The 17375-nt window shown below is 71.8% G+C and carries 10 protein-coding genes; 5 read left to right on the top strand and 5 right to left on the bottom strand.

From position 1 onward, the window contains the following. The first annotated feature begins 49 nt into the window (after positions 1–49). Positions 50–547 carry a Dps family protein gene (locus tag NFW30_RS12895; protein WP_295350496.1) on the top strand — a complete coding sequence of 166 codons (498 nt, stop codon included), beginning with the start codon at positions 50–52 and terminating at the stop codon, positions 545–547. 115 nt (positions 548–662) lie between these two features. Here NFW30_RS12895 and NFW30_RS12890 read toward each other — a convergent pair whose 3' ends face one another. The 3 genes from NFW30_RS12890 to NFW30_RS12880 form a co-directional block, all read right to left on the bottom strand. After that, positions 663–1136 (bottom strand): carbohydrate-binding protein, encoded by a 474-nt coding sequence (locus NFW30_RS12890; protein ID WP_295350493.1) that lies wholly within the window; start codon positions 1134–1136, stop codon positions 663–665. Between the two features lie 48 nt (positions 1137–1184). Further along, positions 1185–1643, bottom strand: coding sequence for a DUF2934 domain-containing protein (locus tag NFW30_RS12885; protein ID WP_295350489.1), 459 nt, complete (start codon positions 1641–1643; stop codon positions 1185–1187). A gap of 131 nt (positions 1644–1774) precedes the next feature. Continuing rightward, on the bottom strand, positions 1775–3838 hold the full coding sequence (locus NFW30_RS12880) for a site-specific recombinase (RefSeq protein WP_295350486.1): 2064 nt from the start codon (positions 3836–3838) through the stop codon (positions 1775–1777). 130 nt (positions 3839–3968) lie between these two features. On the opposite strand from NFW30_RS12880, the gene yaaA reads away from it, so the two are divergent. From yaaA to recD, 4 genes are read left to right on the top strand one after another with little or no spacing between them, the layout of a single operon-like run. After that, positions 3969–4739, top strand: a complete 771-nt coding sequence (gene yaaA, locus NFW30_RS12875) for a peroxide stress protein YaaA (protein ID WP_295350484.1) — start codon at positions 3969–3971, stop codon at positions 4737–4739. Continuing rightward, positions 4736–8365: an exodeoxyribonuclease V subunit gamma gene (gene recC, locus NFW30_RS12870; protein ID WP_295350482.1), complete on the top strand. Its 3630-nt coding sequence runs from the start codon at positions 4736–4738 to the stop codon at positions 8363–8365. The genes yaaA and recC overlap by 4 nt, the downstream gene beginning before the upstream one ends. Continuing rightward, on the top strand, positions 8362–12117 hold the full coding sequence (gene recB / locus NFW30_RS12865) for an exodeoxyribonuclease V subunit beta (RefSeq protein ID WP_295350478.1): 3756 nt from the start codon (positions 8362–8364) through the stop codon (positions 12115–12117). The genes recC and recB overlap by 4 nt, the downstream gene beginning before the upstream one ends. 11 nt (positions 12118–12128) lie before the next feature. Next, positions 12129–14219, top strand: coding sequence for an exodeoxyribonuclease V subunit alpha (gene recD / locus NFW30_RS12860; RefSeq protein ID WP_295350476.1), 2091 nt, complete (start codon positions 12129–12131; stop codon positions 14217–14219). Here the strand turns inward: recD and NFW30_RS12855 are convergent. Both NFW30_RS12855 and NFW30_RS12850 read right to left on the bottom strand, forming a co-directional pair. Beyond that, entirely contained in the window at positions 14216–14434 is a 219-nt protein-coding gene (locus NFW30_RS12855) for a hypothetical protein (RefSeq protein ID WP_295350473.1), read from the bottom strand. The genes recD and NFW30_RS12855 overlap by 4 nt on opposite strands. A 144-nt stretch (positions 14435–14578) precedes the next feature. Continuing rightward, positions 14579–17356 (bottom strand): Hsp70 family protein, encoded by a 2778-nt coding sequence (locus NFW30_RS12850; RefSeq protein WP_295350470.1) that lies wholly within the window; start codon positions 17354–17356, stop codon positions 14579–14581. Positions 17357–17375 lie beyond the last annotated feature (19 nt).

Raw genomic sequence — 17375 nt, 5'->3', positions numbered from 1 at the left:
CGTGACCAGTATCCTGCTGGCCGGATTGTTCACTGAAGGAGGTCGTACCATGGAAAAGATGACTGCCACTGCACCCGCGATCAACATCGGCATCAGCGCCGACGATCGCGAGAAGATCGCGCACGGCCTGTCGGCACTGCTCGCCGACAGCTATACCCTCTACCTGATGACGCACAACTTCCACTGGAACGTCACCGGGCCGATGTTCAACACACTGCACCTGATGTTCATGGCGCAGTACACGGAACAATGGGCCGCGCTCGACGTCATCGCCGAGCGGATTCGCGCACTGGGTCACCCGGCGCCAGGCACCTATCGCGAGTTCAGCCGCATTGCCTCGATCGCCGAGGTGGAGGGGGTTCCACGGGCAACGGAGATGATCCGCCATCTCGTCGCCGCGCAGGAGGCGACGGCACGGACGGCGCGCGAACTGCTGCCGGTGGTGACCGCGGCCAACGATCAGCCGACCACCGATCTCCTGACGCAGCGACTCGAGGTGCATGAGAAGACGGCGTGGATGCTGCGCAGCCTGCTCGAGGAGGGATGATCGCGCGGCGGGGCCTGCAGGGCCCGCTGCGCCGCGTTTGCGGGTCCAGATCGCGATGGCGCCGGAGAGGCAATGACACGGCCTTGGGCAGCGGCAACAGCCGCCCGGCAGGTTCTCAGGCCAGGCGCATCTCGGCGAGCGAGGCGATCGCCTGCGGGTCGGCGATGTCGGGTGTGATGATCAGTTCGAGGACGCCGACCGCAGCAAGGTCGACCTGGTGATTCTCGGTCTGTGTGCTGGCCTCTCGGGGGTCGAAGTTCCATTGCTGGCGGACGATGTCGTGGAACGACGCGCCGCCGTCGCCAGACCAGCGCAGAAGGTACTCCTGCGTGCGCTGGCGGGAAGTTTCGACGAAACGCAGCGAGATCAGGCGCAGCCGCTGTGGTTGGGCGAAGATCAGGCGGATGGTCTGGCGGCCGGGAAGCGAGGCGCGCCAGCCCTTGCCGGCGGCGGCGAGCAGCGCCGACTCGATCGGATGGGCCACATCCTCGGAGCTGATCTCGACCTCGGTGAGTTCGTCCAGCCGCAGCCAGTCGGCCGGTGCTTGCGCGGCCTCGGGTTGCCGGTCGGCGATCAGACGCTTGCGCATGCAGGGCTCCTGTCCAGGGTCACTGGCGGTCGGCTGGACGGTGCCATATCAAGCCTCGACTTCGCCGAGGCTGACGGCGATCTCGCGCTCGGCCAGGGTCCAGTAATGCGTGGCGCAGCCCTGGAAGCCATCCTTCTCGGCGATGAAATAGGCGGCCGACTCGACCATGCGATAGCGTTCCTCGGCACTCGGCGGGGTCACTGCCGGCGCAGCGGGTGTTGGCGCGGCGGCCTCCTCGACGGGCGCGGCGGCGACCGCCTGCTCTGTCGCGGCAGCGGCGGGGGCTGCCGCGGCTGGCTTCGCCGGACTCTTCTTCTCGGCCGGCGGCGCGGCCGTCTTCCTGCTCGCGGGCGCTTTCGCCACTGCCTCGGCAGCGACCGCTTCGGTGGCGCCTGCGGCGGCCGCGGGTGCTGCCGCGGCCTTGACTGGCGCTTCGGCTGCAGCCGGGGTGGGGGTCTTGCGGGTCGCGGATGCCTTCTTGGCGGGGGGCTTGGCTTCAGTCATCATGATTCCTTTGCATGTCGTGCGATGGGGAGGAGTGGGTGGTGCGGTCGGCCGGACGATCCGCCGGATCCCGGCCATGGCCGCAGGATAGGAAAATCCCGTGTCCGGGTCAAGGCGAATGCATGCTTCGCCGGTCAATGGCCCGCGTCCTGCCGGCGAAGGGCGTTCCTTCCTGTCGCAGCGGACGTTAGATCGGGTCCTCGCGGCGGCAGGAAGAAGTCGCCGGGCCGACGAACGAGATGTGCCAGCACCGCCCGTGCCAGGCTCCGCCACGCCGACTCGGCGACTTGGCGCGCGCGCAGCGCGACGTTCAGCGCCAGCGCGAAGCTCACCGTCAGGTTGATGACGCCGATCATGGCGACGCCGAGAACGGCCCAGAGGAAGAGCGAGGCATCCGGTGAGTATCCCAGGTCGACGAAGGCGATGCCGACGAAGGCCGAAGAGAAGGCGACGTGGCGGATGTCGAGCGGCAGGCCGAGCAGCACCCCGAGCAGCGTCGTGCCGCCGAGCAGGAAGCCGAAGAGCAGGTTGCCGGCGAGTGCGCCGAGGTTGTCGCCGATGTAGGCGGCAACGCGCTGCATGCGTGCCTCGCCGAACAGGCGGCGCGGCCAGCGGAGCTGCAGGATGCGTTCGGGAATCCTGTTGTAGGCGGCATAGTTGTCGTAATACCCGCTGAGCAGCCCGGAGACGAACAGCCAGAGGCCGGCGATGGCGGCATAGAAGACCGCGCCGCTGTGGATCGGGCTCTGCTCGGCAAGCAGGTGCACCGCCTTGGTCTCGCTCGTGAAGTGCTCGCCGCTGACGGCGAAGATCGCCAGCGTAAGCAGTGCGGCCAGCGGGATCGCGACGCCGACGTTGCCCAGGATGGCGACGATCTGGCTGCGACAGGTGCGGGCGATCAGGGTGGTCAGCTCCTCGACGTCGCGCAGCCGGCCGCCCGCCTCGCTGATGCTGGCGGCGATGGCGTTGGCCGTCATCGCCGGCTGCTTGGTGGCGACCGTTCCGCGCAGGATGTGGATCAGGCAGAAGCCGAGGCCGTAGTCGAGGCAGTAGGTGATGGCGCCGGTCAGGGGCGGCATCTCTGCCTTGCTGAGCAGGATCTTCAGGCAGGCCATGAAGGCAATGACGAAGCCGCCGATCATCGCCGAGCGGCACATCTGCCAGTACTCCGAGCGGGTCTCGGTGATGTAGTGTTCGCCATGATGGCTGGCGTTTTCGGTCACCCGCAGGGCGAGGATCTCGGTGTTCTGGCGCCAGTGCCGCGGCAGGTTGTTGCGCAGGCATTCCTCGCGCACCAGCTGCACGAACAGCGTGACGATCGCCGGGTAGGCGCCGCCGCCGCGCGGGTCGGCCTGCAGTGCGGCGAGGATGTCGAGCAGTTGTTCGCAGCGCCGCAGCAGTTGCCGCAGCCGCTGCAGGTGGTAGGTGAGGCGGATGCTGGTGCCGTTGCGGGCGGCCGTGCGGCGGACCTTCTCGATCACCTCCAGGCACTGGCTGAAGAGCACCCGCAGCTGGCGATCATCGCTGTCGGCGGCGGGCGGCCGGCCCCAGTTCTCGGCACAGGCCGCGATGTACGCGCTCATCTCGCGGCCCTGCTCGGTGAACGGCGATTCGTGTGTCTCGAGCGAGCGCTCGAGCCGCAACAGATCGGGCTCCATGCCACAGGCGGCGATCCAGTGCGACAGCACGCGCAGCGAGCGGAGAACCTGGACGACCGATGGCGGCACGCTGGCGGCCGGCTCACCCTCGTCGAAGCGGATCGCCGCCAGCAGTTCCACCCACGCCTGCTCACCGACGCCGACCACCCAGCGGCGATCTCCGGGGTGGTCGAAGGCACGCCGCAGGACGCTGCGCAGCAGGTCGGGATCGAGCACCTCGGGCAGGAGCTTGTGGCCGATGCGGTGCAGGCTTTCGGCGACGAAGCCGGTGTTCGGCAGGATGCCGGTCGAGGTGTACAGCTCGCCGTGGCGGTATGTCTGCGCCAGTGTCGTCAGGCCGTTGCGCAGGGCGTGGCGCAGATCCTGGCGGGTGTGCAGGATGTGGCAGAGCGCCTGCAGGTTGCGCCGCGCCGATTCGGAATCGCGGGCGTCATCCGGGCGCAGCCGGGCTACGAGTTCGGCGAGCAGCGCGGGCAGGTCGCTGTCCGGCAGGGCAAGACGGTCGAGGATTTCTTCCATGGACGGCTGCGTTCTTCTCATTCCGGCGACGCCTGCCGATCCCGGCGGCAGCCGGCGGGCAGCGCCGGCGGCTGCGGCACGGCGTCGATTACAATCGCCGATATTAGCAGAATGCACAGACCGTCATCCCGCCACCTTCCGGAGACAGCCGATGATCCTCGTTCTCTCGCCCGCCAAGACACTCGACTATCGGACGCCGCCGACGGTTGCCGAATACTCGCAGCCGGCCCTGCTCGAGCAGTCGCAGATCCTCGTCGACCGCCTGCGCCGCCTGTCGCCGGCGGAGATCGCCAGCCTGATGAAGATCAGCGACCAGCTGGCGGTGCTCAACGCCACCCGCTATGCCGAATGGGCACGGCCGTTCACACCGGCGAATGCCAGGCAGGCCGTCCTGGCATTCAACGGCGACGTCTACGACGGGCTCGACGCCGCTTCGCTGTCCGCCGACGACCTGCAATTCGCGCAGGCGAGGCTGCGCATCCTGTCGGGCCTGTACGGCGTCCTGCGACCCCTCGACCTGATGCAGCCCTACCGGCTGGAGATGGGCAGCCGCCTGTCCAACGAGCGTGGCCGCGATCTGTACGCGTTCTGGGGCGAGCGCATCACCGCCGCCGTCGATGAAGCGGTGCGTGCGGCGGCGGCGGGCGTCCTGCTCAACCTGGCGTCGGAGGAGTACTTCCGGGCGCTGTTGCCGCAGCAGCTGTCGGTTCCCGTCGTGCAGCCGGTGTTCGAGGACTGGAGCGGCGGCCGCTTCCGCGTCGTCAGCTTCTTTGCCAAGCGCGCGCGCGGCCTGATGGCGCGTTACGTGATCGTCAACCGGCTGTCGGAGGTCGCCGCGCTCGAGGATTTCGACAGCGACGGCTACGCCTTTGCCGGACCCGGCGCCGCGCCCGGCGTCCTGCTGTTCCGCCGCCGTCGTTGAATCGGCCGCACGACGCGCCACTTGCCCATTGCCCGGAGAAGACCCTGTCCTCCTCGCTTCCTGAACCCGGCCTGATCGTCGTGCACAGCAACCAGCCCGAGATCCTGCGCGATCTGGTGGTTGCCTGGATGAAGCGACACCCGCTGCCGCCGCTCGACGACGAACTCATCCTGGTGCACAGCAACGGCATCGCGCAGTGGCTGAAGATGGCGCTTGCCGCCGATGCCGCCGGCGCCGGCGGCGAAGCCGGCGGTCTGGGCATCGCGGCCGGGCTCGCGGTGTCGCTGCCGGCCCGCTTCTTCTGGCAGGCCTATCGCTCGCTGCTCGGGCGCGAGGCGGTGCCCGCATCCTCACCCTTCGACAAGGACCGCCTGCTCTGGCGGCTGTTGCGCCTGTTGCCGCAGGTCGGCAGCCGGCCGGAGTACGGACCGCTGCGCGCCTTTCTCGCGCACGATGACGAGCAGCGCAAGTGTTTCCAGCTGGCTGAGCGCCTGGCCGACCTCTTTGACCAGTATCAGGTCTATCGGGCCGACTGGCTCGCCGCCTGGGCAGCGGGCAGCGACGTGTTGTCCGACCGGCGCGGCAACAGCCGGCCGCTGCCGGCCGGGCAGCGCTGGCAGGCGGCGCTGTGGCGCGCGCTCCTAGCTGACGTGGTGGTCGGTGGAGCGTCCGCGGCGACGGCGATGACCAGTCGCGCCGCGGTCCATGCCGCCTTCCTCGAGCGTGCGCGGCAGTGGACCGCGCCCGGACGGCCGGACGGATTGCCAGGCCGGGTGCTGGTCTTCGGTATTTCCAGCCTGCCGCAGCAGGCGCTCGAAGTGCTGGCCGTGCTGGCGCGGTGGACGCAGGTCCTGATCTGCGTGCACAACCCGTGCCGCCATCACTGGGCCGACATCGTCGCCGATCGCGACCTCCTGCGCCGCAGCAGCGGCCGCCAGTCGAGGCGGCCGGGAATGCCCGGTGAACTGCCGCCGGAGCTGCTGCACGCGCATGCACAGCCGCTGCTGGCCGCCTGGGGCAAACAGGGACGCGACTTCATCGACCTGCTCGACGAGTGCGACGGGCAGCCGGCAGAGCGGCCGCGCGGCGGCTGGACGGCGGCGAGCCCACAGCGCATCGAGCTGTTCGCGACCTGTGGCACGGCCAGCCTGCTGCAACAGCTGCAGGACGACATCCTCGACCTGCGGCCGCTGCCCGAGACCCGCGCCTGCTGGCCGGCGGTCGATCCGCGGCAGGACTCGTCGCTGCGCTTCCACGTCGCGCACAGCGCGCAGCGCGAGGTCGAGATCCTGCACGACCAGCTCCTCGCCGCCTGCAACGCCGACCCGAGCCTGCGGCCGCACGACATCATCGTCATGGTGCCCGACATCGGCGCCTACGCCGCGCACGTGCAGGCGGTCTTCGGCCTGCTGCCCGCCGATGATCCGCGTCATCTGCCGTTCACCATCGTCGACCAGTCGCGGCGGCAATGCGACCCGCTGCTGCAGGCGCTCGAAAAACTGCTGGCGCTGCCACGGTCGCGGCTGGCGGCGAGCGATGTGCTCGACCTGCTCGAGGTGCCGGCGCTGCGACGGCGCTTCGCGATCAGCGAGGAAGACCTGCCGCTGCTGCATCGCTGGATCCGCGGCGCCGGCATCCGCTGGGGCCTGCACGCCGAGCACCGCGCGAGCTTCGGCCTGCCGCGGGCGGCGGAGGAGGCGGCGGCGAATACCTGGCTGTTCGGCTGCCGCCGCATGCTGCTCGGCTACGCCGTCGGCACCAGCGCTGGCGCTTGGCGGGGGATCGAGCCGCACGACGAGATCGGCGGCATCGACGCCGCGTTGCTCGGACCGCTGCTGCAACTGATCGAGCGTCTGCAGGCGTGCTGGCAGACGCTGCGCAGCGTGGCGCCGGCCGCCACCTGGTGTGTTCGCCTGCGGCAGTTGCTGGCCGATTTCTTCGCCGCCGACGACGCTGCCGACGCCTTCACCCTGCTGCAGCTCGAGGGCGCACTGCAGCGCTGGCAGGAAGCGTGCGACGCCGCCGCGCTGAGCGCGGATCTGCCGCTGTCGGTGGTCGGCGCGCACTGGCTCGCCAGCCTCGATGGCGGCGGCCTGACGCAGCGCTTCTTCGCCGGCGCGATCACCTTCGCGACGCTGATGCCGATGCGCGCCATCCCGTTTCGTCGCGTCTGCCTGCTCGGCATGAACGACGGCGACTATCCGCGCAGCCGGACGGCGACCGATTTCGACCTCATGGCCGGCGATCACCGCCCCGGCGACCGCTCGCGGCGCGAGGACGATCGCTACCTCTTTCTCGAAGCGGTGCTCTCGGCGCGCGAACACCTGCACATCTCGTGGGTCGGCCGCAGCATCAACGACAACCGTCCGCGACCGCCGTCGGTACTCGTCGGCCAGTTGCGCGATCATCTCGCCGCCGGCTGGCGGCTGGCCGCTGCCGGCGACGGCGCGCCTGCCGGCGGCGTCGATGCGGGCACGGCGCTGCTCGCGGCGCTGACCGTCGAACACCGGCTGCAGCCATTCAGCGCCGATTATTTCCCGACGCCGGCGACCGCTGCCGGCCTGTTCACCTATGCCCGCGAATGGCAGGCCGACGCGCTGCCGCCGGCGGACGGTCAGCGGCCCGGCAATGCGGCGCCGTTGCCGCCGCCGGCGCGTGACGAGCCGCTGTCGCTGCGCGAACTGGAGGATTTCCTCGCGCATCCGGTGCGATCCTTCTTCCGCCAGCGTCTCGGCGTCGTCTTCGCCGCCGACGACCCGGCCGGCGAAGACCAGGAGCCCTTCGTCGTCGATGGTCTGGCGCGCTGGCAGCTGCAGGACGAACTGATTGCCGTCGAGCTTGCCGCGCTGCAGCGTGGCGAGGACATCGGCGCGGCCGGCCGTGCCCGGCTCGCCGCCATCGAACGCCGCGGTGCGCTGCCGGCCGGCGCCTTCGGCGAGGTGCTGGGCGAGGAACTGCTGGCACCACTCGACGACCTCTTCGCGCGCCATCGGCAGGCCCTCGCGCGCTGGCCGCTGGCGGTGGCCGGTGAACACGAACTCTGCCTGGAGGTGGCGATCGCCGGCCAGCCGCTGCAGATCGCCGACTGGCTCGGCGGCGTGCGCAACGACGGCGCTGACAACCTCGGCCAGGTCGTCGTCGATAGCCGCGAGCTGGTGGATGGCCAGCGGGTTCGTGGCGACAGCGTCGTCCGGCACTGGCTGCGGCACCTGGCAATGCAGGTCGCGGTCGGTCCGCTGACGACGCTGCTGCTCGGCAAGCAGGGCGACGTCGAACTCGCCCCGTTGCCGCCGGACGCGGCGGCGGCCCTGTTGCGGCAATTCCTGCTGGCCTGGCACGACGGCATGCGCCGGCCGTTGCCGCTGGCGGTGCGGGCGGCCTTTGCCTGGCTGCACTCGGGCCGCGAGGACGATGCACGCAAGGTGTACGACGGCGGCGAGCAGCAGCCGGGCGAGGTCGACCGGGACCCCTGCCTGCGCCGCGTCTATCCGGACTTCCAGGTCCTGAGCGCTGGCGGCGAGTTCTTCGTCCTCGCCGAGCGCCTGTTGCGGCCGCTGCACGCGGCGCTGCCGGCGGCCGCGCCGCGCCGCGGCCGCCGGCCCGTCGCCACCGGAGAAGCGGTGTGAGCGGCAGCGTGGCGAGCGACGACGCCGTCGTGCCACGCCAGGTGCTCGACCCGCTGCGCCTGCCGTTTTCCGGCCTGCGGCTGATCGAGGCGAGCGCCGGCACCGGCAAGACCTTCACCATCGCGGCCCTCTACCTGCGGCTGGTTCTCGGCCACGGCGACGGCAGCGATCGCATGCGGCCGCTGCTGCCGGCCGAGATCCTCGTCGTCAGCTTTACCGAAGCGGCGACCGAGGAACTGCGCGACCGCATCCGCCGCCGCCTTGCGACCGCCGCGGCGTGTTTCCGCGGCGATCCGGGGGATGCTGCCGACGCCGCGTTGCAGGCGCTGCGCGCCGAGTACCCGCCGCAGCAGTGGCCGGGTTGTGCCCGCACGCTGCAGCTCGCGGCCGAGGCGATGGACGATGCGGCGGTGTCGACGATCCACGGCTGGTGCCACCGCATGCTGCGCGAGCACGCGTTTGCCAGCAACAGCCTGTTCGCGCAGACACTGGAGAGCGACCAGCAGGAGCTGCTGGCGGAAGTCGTGCGCGACTACTGGCGCAGCTTCGTCGTGCCGCTCGATGCCGCCGCGGCGGGCGAGCTGCGGCAGTGGTGGCCGGGTCCCGAGGCGCTGCAGCAGGTGGTCGCCGGGCTGGTCGATGAGGTTGCCCTGCTGCCGGCGGCAGTGCCGCCGCAGGACGCCATCGGGCGCGCGCGCGCGCTGCGGCAGCAACGCCTGGCCGAACTCAAGGCGCCGTGGCGGAGCTGGGTGGGCGAACTGCACGATCTGCTCGACGCGGCGGTCGCGCAGCGGCTGGTCGACGGCCACAAGCTGCAGGGTCGCTACTACCGGCCGTGGCTGGAAGCGCTGCGCGCCTGGCATGAGGATGCCGGGATGGGCAGCCCGGACCTGACGAAGACAGGCTGGCAGCGACTGACGCCGGCCGGGCTGCGCGAAGCCTGGAAATCCGGTTCGCCGCCGGAGCACCCGGCGTTGCTGGCGATCGCCGGGCTGGCGAGCGAACTGGCGGCGCTGCCGCAGGCGCGGGATGAGGTGCTTTGCCACGCCGCGCACTGGGTGGCCGAACGCTTCGCCGGCGAACAGGAAGCGTGCGCGCAGATGGGCTTCAACGAACTGCTGACGCGGCTCGCGGCGGCGCTGCACGGCGACGGCGGCGAGCGGCTGGCGGCAGCCATCCGGCAGCAGTTCCCGGTGGCGCTGATCGACGAGTTCCAGGACACCGACCCGGTGCAGTACCGGATCTTCGACGCCGTCTATCGGCCGGCGCCCGCCTCCGAGCCAGCGGCGCTGATCCTGATCGGCGATCCGAAGCAGGCGATCTATGCCTTCCGTGGCGCCGACATCCACACCTACCTCGCCGCCAGGAGCGCCTGCAGCGGCGGCATCCAGACGCTGCTGACGAACTTTCGCGCCAGCCGGGAGATGGTGGCGGCGACCAACCACTGCTTCGCCTTCGCCGAGCAGCGCCGCGAAGGGAGCGGCGCCTTCGGCTTTCGCAGCGCGGCCGGCAACCCCCTGCCTTTCGAGGCGGCACAGGCGCAGGGGCGCGCAGACGCCTTGCAGGTTGACGGCGCCAGCCTCCCTGCGCTCGTCGCCTGCTTCCTGCCGGCAGCGGGTGACAAGGGGCTGAGCAAGACCGACTACCTCGCGCTGATGGCCGTCGCCTGCGCCGAGGAGATCGTCCGCCTGCTCAACCTCGGCCAGGCCGGTCGCGCCGGCTTCGCCGCCGCCGGTGGGCTGCGGTCGCTGCGTCCGGCGGACTTGGCGGTGCTGGTGAACAACCGCCGCGAGGCCGACGCCATCCGCGGCGCGCTGCTGCAGCGCGGCGTGCGCAGCGTCTACCTGTCGGATCGCGATTCCGTCTTCGACAGCGACGAGGCGCTCGAGCTGCAGCACTGGCTGGCCGCCGTCGCCGAGCCGGATGATCCCCGTCTGCTGCGCAGCGCCCTGGCGACGGCGACGCTGGCGCTCGGCTGGCACGAACTCGACGCCCTGCAGCACGACGAAACGGCGTGGGAGGCGCGCGTCGTGCAGTTTCGCGATTATCGCGAGTGCTGGCTGCGGCAGGGTGTCTTGCCGATGCTGCGCCGGCTGCTGCACGATTTCTCGGTGCCCGCCCGCCTGCTCGGTCGCGTGACCGGCGCGGCGCCGGGCGCGCAGCCGCCGCCGGGCGGTGAGCGCACCCTGACCAACCTCCTGCACCTGGCCGAACTGCTGCAGCAGGCGAGCGCCCTGCTCGATGGCCCGCAGGCGCTGCTGCGCCATCTCGCCGGGCAACGGCGGCAGCCGGCGGCAGCCAGCAGCGGCGACGCGCGGCAGTTGCGCCTCGAAAGCGATGCCGAACTGCTGCAGGTGGTGACGGTACACAAGGCCAAGGGCCTCGAGTATCCACTCGTCTTCCTGCCCTTCGCCTGCAATTACCGGGCGATCACGGCGAAAAGTCCCTTGCCGCTGAAGTGGCACGACGGCGAGGGTCGTCCGCAGGTGTCGCTGGGCAGCGACCCGTCGATCGTCGAGCGCGCCGACCGCGAGCGCCTTACCGAGGACCTGCGCAAGCTCTACGTCGCGCTGACGCGGGCGCAGCATCTCACCTGGTTGGGCGTGGCGCCGCTCGCCGGCCTGCAGCAGAGCGCCTTCGGCCACCTGCTCGGCGGCGGCGAGGAACTGGCGCCGGACGAGCTGCCGCTGCGGCTGCAGGCGCTCGCCGCCGGTTGTCCGCACATCGCGCTGCTGCCGGCGGCGGCGGCGAGCGGAGAGCGCTTCCGCACGCCGGAGAGTCGCCGGCAGCTCGGCAGCGCGCGCGAGTCGGCACGGGTGTTGCGCGAGCACTGGTGGATCGCCAGCTACTCCGCGCTGCGCATCGCCGCCGCCGACGATGCCGCGGCGTCGCCGGCGGCGGCCGAAACGGCTGCCGAGGAGATCCTGCGCGAGACGCGGGCGACGGTCGAACGGCCCGTCGGCACAGCGCCCGCGGCGGCACCGCTCGGCAGCGCTTCGCTGCACGATTTCCCGCGCGGTGCCGAAGCCGGAACCTTCCTGCATGAGCTGCTCGAGGCGACTGCCGCCGAGGGCTTCGCGCAGGTCGCCGGCGACGCGCCGCTGCGCCACGAACTGGTCGCGCGCTGCTGCCGGACGAGCGGCCGCGAGCAATGGATCGGCCTGCTCTCGGCGTGGTTGCAGGGCTTCCTGACGCGGCCGTGGCAGTTGCCGGCCGGTCAGGTGGCAGCGGCGACGACGCTGCGGCTGTGCGAGCTGGCTGTGGCGCGCGCCGAGATGGAGTTCTGGCTGCCGGTGCACGCGGTCGACCTGCTGCGCGTCGACCAGCTGGTCTGCTCCCACACCCTTGCCGGCGCGCCACGGCCGGCGCTGCAGGCCGGCCAGCTCAACGGCATGCTGAAGGGCTTCATCGATCTCGTCTTCGAGCATCAGGGGCGCCATTACGTGGTGGATTACAAATCGAACTGGCTGGGAGCGGCGGCTGCCGCATACACCCCCGCAGCGCTGCGCGAAGCGATCCTGCACGCCCGCTACGACCTGCAGTACGTGCTCTACCTCGTTGCGCTGCACCGCCTGTTGCGCGCGCGGCTGCCCGACTACGACTATGATCGTCACGTCGGTGCGGCGGTGTACGTCTTCCTGCGTGGCGGCGACTCGGCCAGCCGCGGCCTGCACGTCGAACGGCCGCCGCGGCGACTGATCGACGAACTCGATGCGCTCTTTGCCGGCCGGCAAGTGGCGCGGCAGAGCTGACGGCGGTGGTGATGGCCGCGCGACCAGAGATGCATCTGCTCCTGCGGCAGTGGCGCGAGCGCCAGTGGCTGCGCCCGCTCGACGTCGCTTTCGCTGACTTCCTCTGGCGCGAGGTGCCCGACGCGTCGCCGTGGCTGATCCTCGCCGCCGCACTGGCAAGCCACCAGCTCGGTCGCGGCCACGCCTGTCTCGACCTCGCGACGACGCTCGCCGCTCCGGGTCAGGCGCTGTCGCTGCCGCCGGCCGGCGACGAGCGGCTGCCCGCAGCGGGTCCGTCGCTGCGGCCGGAGGAGGTGCTCGCCGATCTGCACCTGGCCGAGTGGCTCGACGCCCTGGCGCATCCTGCGCTGGTTGCCGGCGGCAGCGGCACGACGCCGCTGGTGCTCGCCGACGGGCGGCTGTATCTGCGTCGCTACTGGCAGTACGAGCAGGATGTGCGGGCGGCGATCGAGCGGCGGCTGGCCGGCTCGCCGCAACTGCGCGCCGCGCTGCCGGTGGCGGCGATGCGCGCCACGCTCGCCGCGCTGTTTCCGCCCGTCGCGGGCGAGCGCGCCGACTGGCATAAGCGGGCCTGCGCGCTGGCCGCCGGCAGCGCCTTCAGCATCATCACCGGCGGGCCGGGCAGCGGCAAGACGACGACCGTGCTGCGGCTGGTCGCCCTGCTGCAGGCGCTCGCGTTCGCCGCCGACGCTGCCGCTGGGCAAGCGCAGCGGCCCCTGCGCATCCGGCTGGCGGCGCCGACCGGCAAGGCGGCGGCGCGGCTGAGCGCGGCGATCGCCCGCGCGCGCGCGTCGCTGCCGCTCAGCGGGGTGGCCGATGCCGAGTCCGTGCGGGCGGCGATTCCCGAGCGGGTGGCGACGCTGCATCGCCTGCTCGGCGCTCGTCCCGACACGCGGCGCTTTGCTCACCATGCGGGCAACCCGTTGCCGGTCGACCTGCTGGTGATCGACGAGGCATCGATGGTCGACCTCGAGATGATGGCGGCGGTGTTCGCCGCGCTGCCGGACGGCGCCCGCCTCGTCCTCCTCGGCGACCGCGACCAGCTCGCCTCGGTCGAGGCGGGCGCGGTGTTCGGCGAACTGTGCCGCCGTGCCGGTGGCGGCCATTACCTGCCAGCCACCTGCGACTGGCTGGGCGCCGTCAGCGGCGAGCGCATCACGCCGGAACTGGTCGATCCGCAGGGCGGCGCACTCGATCAGGCGGTCGTCATGCTGCGCCACAGCCATCGCTTCGCGGCGGCGAGCGGCATCGGCCGGCTGGCGGCGGCGGTGAACGCGGGTGACCGGCAGCGGTTGGGCGAGCTGTGGCGGCAGCCGCCGCCGGACTTGGCGTTCCGTGAGCTGGCCGGCGACGACGCCCACGCCTTCGGCGAACTGGTCATCGACGGTGGGCAGGCGCCGGCGGCCGGCAGCGGTTACCGGCACTACCTGCAGCTGATGCGCGAGCAACAGCCGCCACGCACGGCCGCTGCCGAAGCCTTCGCCGCCTGGGCGCGGGCAGTCCTCGCGGCGCACGGCGAGTTCCAGGTGCTGTGCGCCCTGCGGCTCGGCGCCTGGGGTGTCGCCGGCCTCAACCAGCGCATCGCCGATGCCCTGCATGCGGCCGGGCTGATCCGGGCGGCACAGGGCTGGTACGCCGGGCGGCCGCTGCTGGTGACGCGCAACGAATACAGCCTCGGACTGATGAACGGCGACATCGGCATCGTCCTCGAGCTGCCGGGCGGCGCCGCCGGCGAGTCGATCCTGCGCGTCGCCTTTCCGCTCGCCGGCGAGGGGCAGGGCATCCGCTGGGTGTTGCCGACCCGCCTGCGGGCCGTCGAGACGGCGTATGCGCTCACCGTGCACAAGGCACAGGGTTCCGAGTTCGCGCATGCGGCGCTGCTCCTGCCGGACACGGCGAGTCCGGTCCTGACGCGCGAACTGCTGTATACAGCGATCACGCGGGCGCGCTCGCGGCTGACGCTGGCGACGCCGGCGGGTCTCGAGCTGCTGCAGGAAGCGGTGCGGCGGCGCGTGCTGCGCGCCAGTGGCCTGCTGCCGGCGAGTGCGGCAGTGGCGACCGGGCCGGCGGCGAACCGCAGCCGGCCGGTCGACGCCGACTAGTCGAGCGGGACGATCAGCTTGTCCCAGCCCGATCCCTCACCGGCATCCGGGCCCTCGCGTTTGCGTGCGTACATGGCGACCCGCGCCTCGATCTCGGCGATCGACTCGGGGGTCACATGCAGGGTTCGCCGTTCGACGCCGCAGCGGCGCTCCGCCATGCCGGGCGGCGGCCCGGAATGCTGCTGACGCCGGTCTTTTCCTCGTTGCGCGTGCATTGCTCCTCCTCGAAAATCGCCACACACTTCGGGGCGGACGGCCGCCAGGACCAGGTTCTGGTCCGCGAGCGGCGATGATACCGCGCCGCAGGCGATCTGTCGCCGGTCCTGGCGGCGCCGGCCGGCGAGCGGCCGGCGCCGCCCTCAGTCCGCGCTCCGCTCCTCGCGGATCAGTCGCAGGCCGGCCGGCAGCGACTCGCCGAAGGCACGCCGTTCGTCGGCCCGGTCGAGTTCGGCGACGCTGGTCAGCTGCTCGCTCCAGGTGGCGCTGGCATTGCTCGCGACGAGGCGTGCGAGCACCCTCTGGCGCAGTTCCGGCGGCAGGTCGCGGGCGCGATCGCCGGTCAGGCGGGCGATCTGCGTCGCGGCGAAGGCGGCTGGATCGAGCTTCTTCCAGTCGCTTGCCAGCAGCGCTTCCAGCCAGCGGCCGGCAACCTCCGGCGGCACCACCTGATGCGCGCTGCCGTACAGCGCCTGGCGCGCGCCGAGACGTCCCAGGGCCCACCAGCCGAGCGGCTTCTCGACGCCGCGGCGCAGCCGCCCGAGCAACCAGTCGCCGGTCTCGACCTTGCGCTCGACCGGCAGTCGTTCGAGCGATGCGACGAGGCGCAACATGTCGTCGTGGCTGCCGGCGACCGCCGCTGCGCGCACGCTGCCCTTCGCCGGTCCGCTGCGCAGGGCGGGCGCCAGCTCGCCGAACAGGCGTTCCTGGGCGGTGGCCGGCAGGCCGCCGGCAGCCCGTCGCCAGAGCGTCCACCATTCCGACCAGTTCTGGCTCTCGTTGACATACTGGATGCCCTGCGGCAGCAGTTCGCAAAGCTGCTCGCTGCGCCAGTCGTCGAGCGCGTCGCCGAGCCCCGGGCGGAGGCAGAAGCCGGCCAGGTTGCACCACAGCCGCTCGTGCTCGGGCGAACGCCGCCGCCGCCGGGCGCGTTGCAGCAGGGCGTCGAAGAGCGCGCGCAGCAACGGCATTTCCCAGTCCTCGCGCCGGCCGAGCAGATGCTCGAGCTGGCCGCGCAGTCGCCGCACCTCCTTGCTGTCGAGCGGCTGCGAGCTGGCGCCGAAGACGGGCTCGATCGCCTGCACGGCGTCGGTGAAGCGTGCCGGCAGGCCGCTCGCCGCCGTTGCCTCGACGCCGCCGGCAGCGCGCATCTCGAACTCGAGCAGCCAGCGCCGCGCGGGGTCTTCGCTGCTGACGCAGTGGATCTCCAGCGTCCCGACCGCACTCATCGCCGTCGTCAGTTGCACGCGCACCTCGCGCTGCCGGCTGCCGGCGGGCGCGTCGACGACGGTGGCGATCGGCGGCAGGCGGATGAACTCCTCGTCGCCGAGGGCGCTGATCTCGCCGGGCTGGTAAGCGGTGTCGGCGACCGACGACGCGAGATGGAAGCGCACCGGCTGGCCGAGACGCAGGCTGAAGCTGCGCCCGGGCAGCGGGATCTCGTGCCCCTCCTCGCTGCCGCGCGGCAGCAGGCAGATGCCACGCGCCGGCTGGTCGCGGTCGTCGAGGACGAGGAAGTAGCTGCGCGCCGAGCCGCCACCGATCCGCCGCCCGTGCCCGCGACCGACGAGCGCGCAGGCGACCGCGCCGCGCGCGACGGCGACGTCGGGATCGGCGTTGTGCAGGACGCGCAGCGGTGCGCCGCGCCAGGCGCCGAGGATCGACTGCAGGCGTTCGGCGAGCGCGGCGGCGCGGAAGACGCCCCCGTTCAGCAGCAGCGTGTCGGGAACCGGCACCGCCGGCACCTCCTCGCCGTCGCCGAGTGCCTGCCGCGCCGCCGCGGCATGCCGCCGGAGGAAGGCGGCGAGATGGCGGCTGATCGCCGCGTCGGCCGGGTAGGGCAGGCCGAACTCGACGATCGCCGCGCGCCGCTGCTGCAGCGCCTCGTCGATCGCCACCGCGGGCAGGAAGCCGTCGACCAGCAGCTGGCGTGCTTCGTCGCGCCGCAGTTCGACGCTGCGCGCGCCGCCGAGCAGGCGTGAGCCGCTGCCGAGCAGCGTCAGGAGAACCGAATCCGGCGCCTCGGCGGCGAGCAGCTGCTCCTTCGCCACACGGCAGCGCGCGGCCAGCTGCGCGAAGCGCGCCGCCGACAGGCGCACCTCGCCGGCCGGCAGGCGTGACTCGACGAGGTGGGCGAGGGCGAGGTCCATGTTGTCGCCGCCGAGCATCAGGTGGTCGCCGACGCCGATGCGCGTCAGCAGCGGCTCGCCGTCGCGCAGCGCGACCTGGATCAGCGTCAGGTCGGTGGTGCCGCCACCGACGTCGCAGACGAGCAACAGGCGCGTCGCCGCGAGTTCGTCGGCAAGCCGCTGCTGGTGCCGGAAGAGCCAGTCGTAGAAGGCCGCCTGCGGTTCCTCGAGCAGGCGCAGGTTGGCCAGCCCGGCCTGCCGTGCTGCCGCCAGCGTCAGCGCACGCGCGCCTTCGTCGAAGGAGGCGGGAACGGTCAGGACGAGCTGCTGCTGCTCCAGCGGTGCCTGCGGAAAACGGTGCCGCCAGGCGGCCCGCACATGCGCCAGGTAACTCGCGCTGGCAGCGACCGGCGACACCCTGCTCACCGTCTCGTCGGCGCCCCAGGGCAGGATCGGCGCCAGGCGATCGACCGCCGCGTGCGACAGCCAGCTCTTGGCGCTCGTCACCAGCCGACCGGGAACCTGGGCGCCGAGATCGAGCGCCAGGCGACCGGCGACCACCGGCGCGGCGCTCTCCTCGACCGGCCACGGCAGTTGCAGCTCGCCCGGGTCGATCTCGCCGGCGGCCGGATGGTAGCGCACCGAAGGCAGCAGCGGCCGCGCAGCGACCTGGCCGGGGCCGACGAGCTGTTCGATCGCGAACAGTTCGACCTGCTGCCTGCCCGGCGCGGCGTAGGCGACGACGGTATTGCTGGTGCCGAGGTCGATGCCGACGATGTACTGTTTTTTCATGTCCTGCCGTTGTCGTCGA

It is taken from the genome of Accumulibacter sp., from assembly GCF_023806635.1.
Lineage (GTDB): Bacteria > Pseudomonadota > Gammaproteobacteria > Burkholderiales > Rhodocyclaceae > Accumulibacter.
This window is presented reverse-complemented; position numbering and strand designations above follow the sequence as displayed.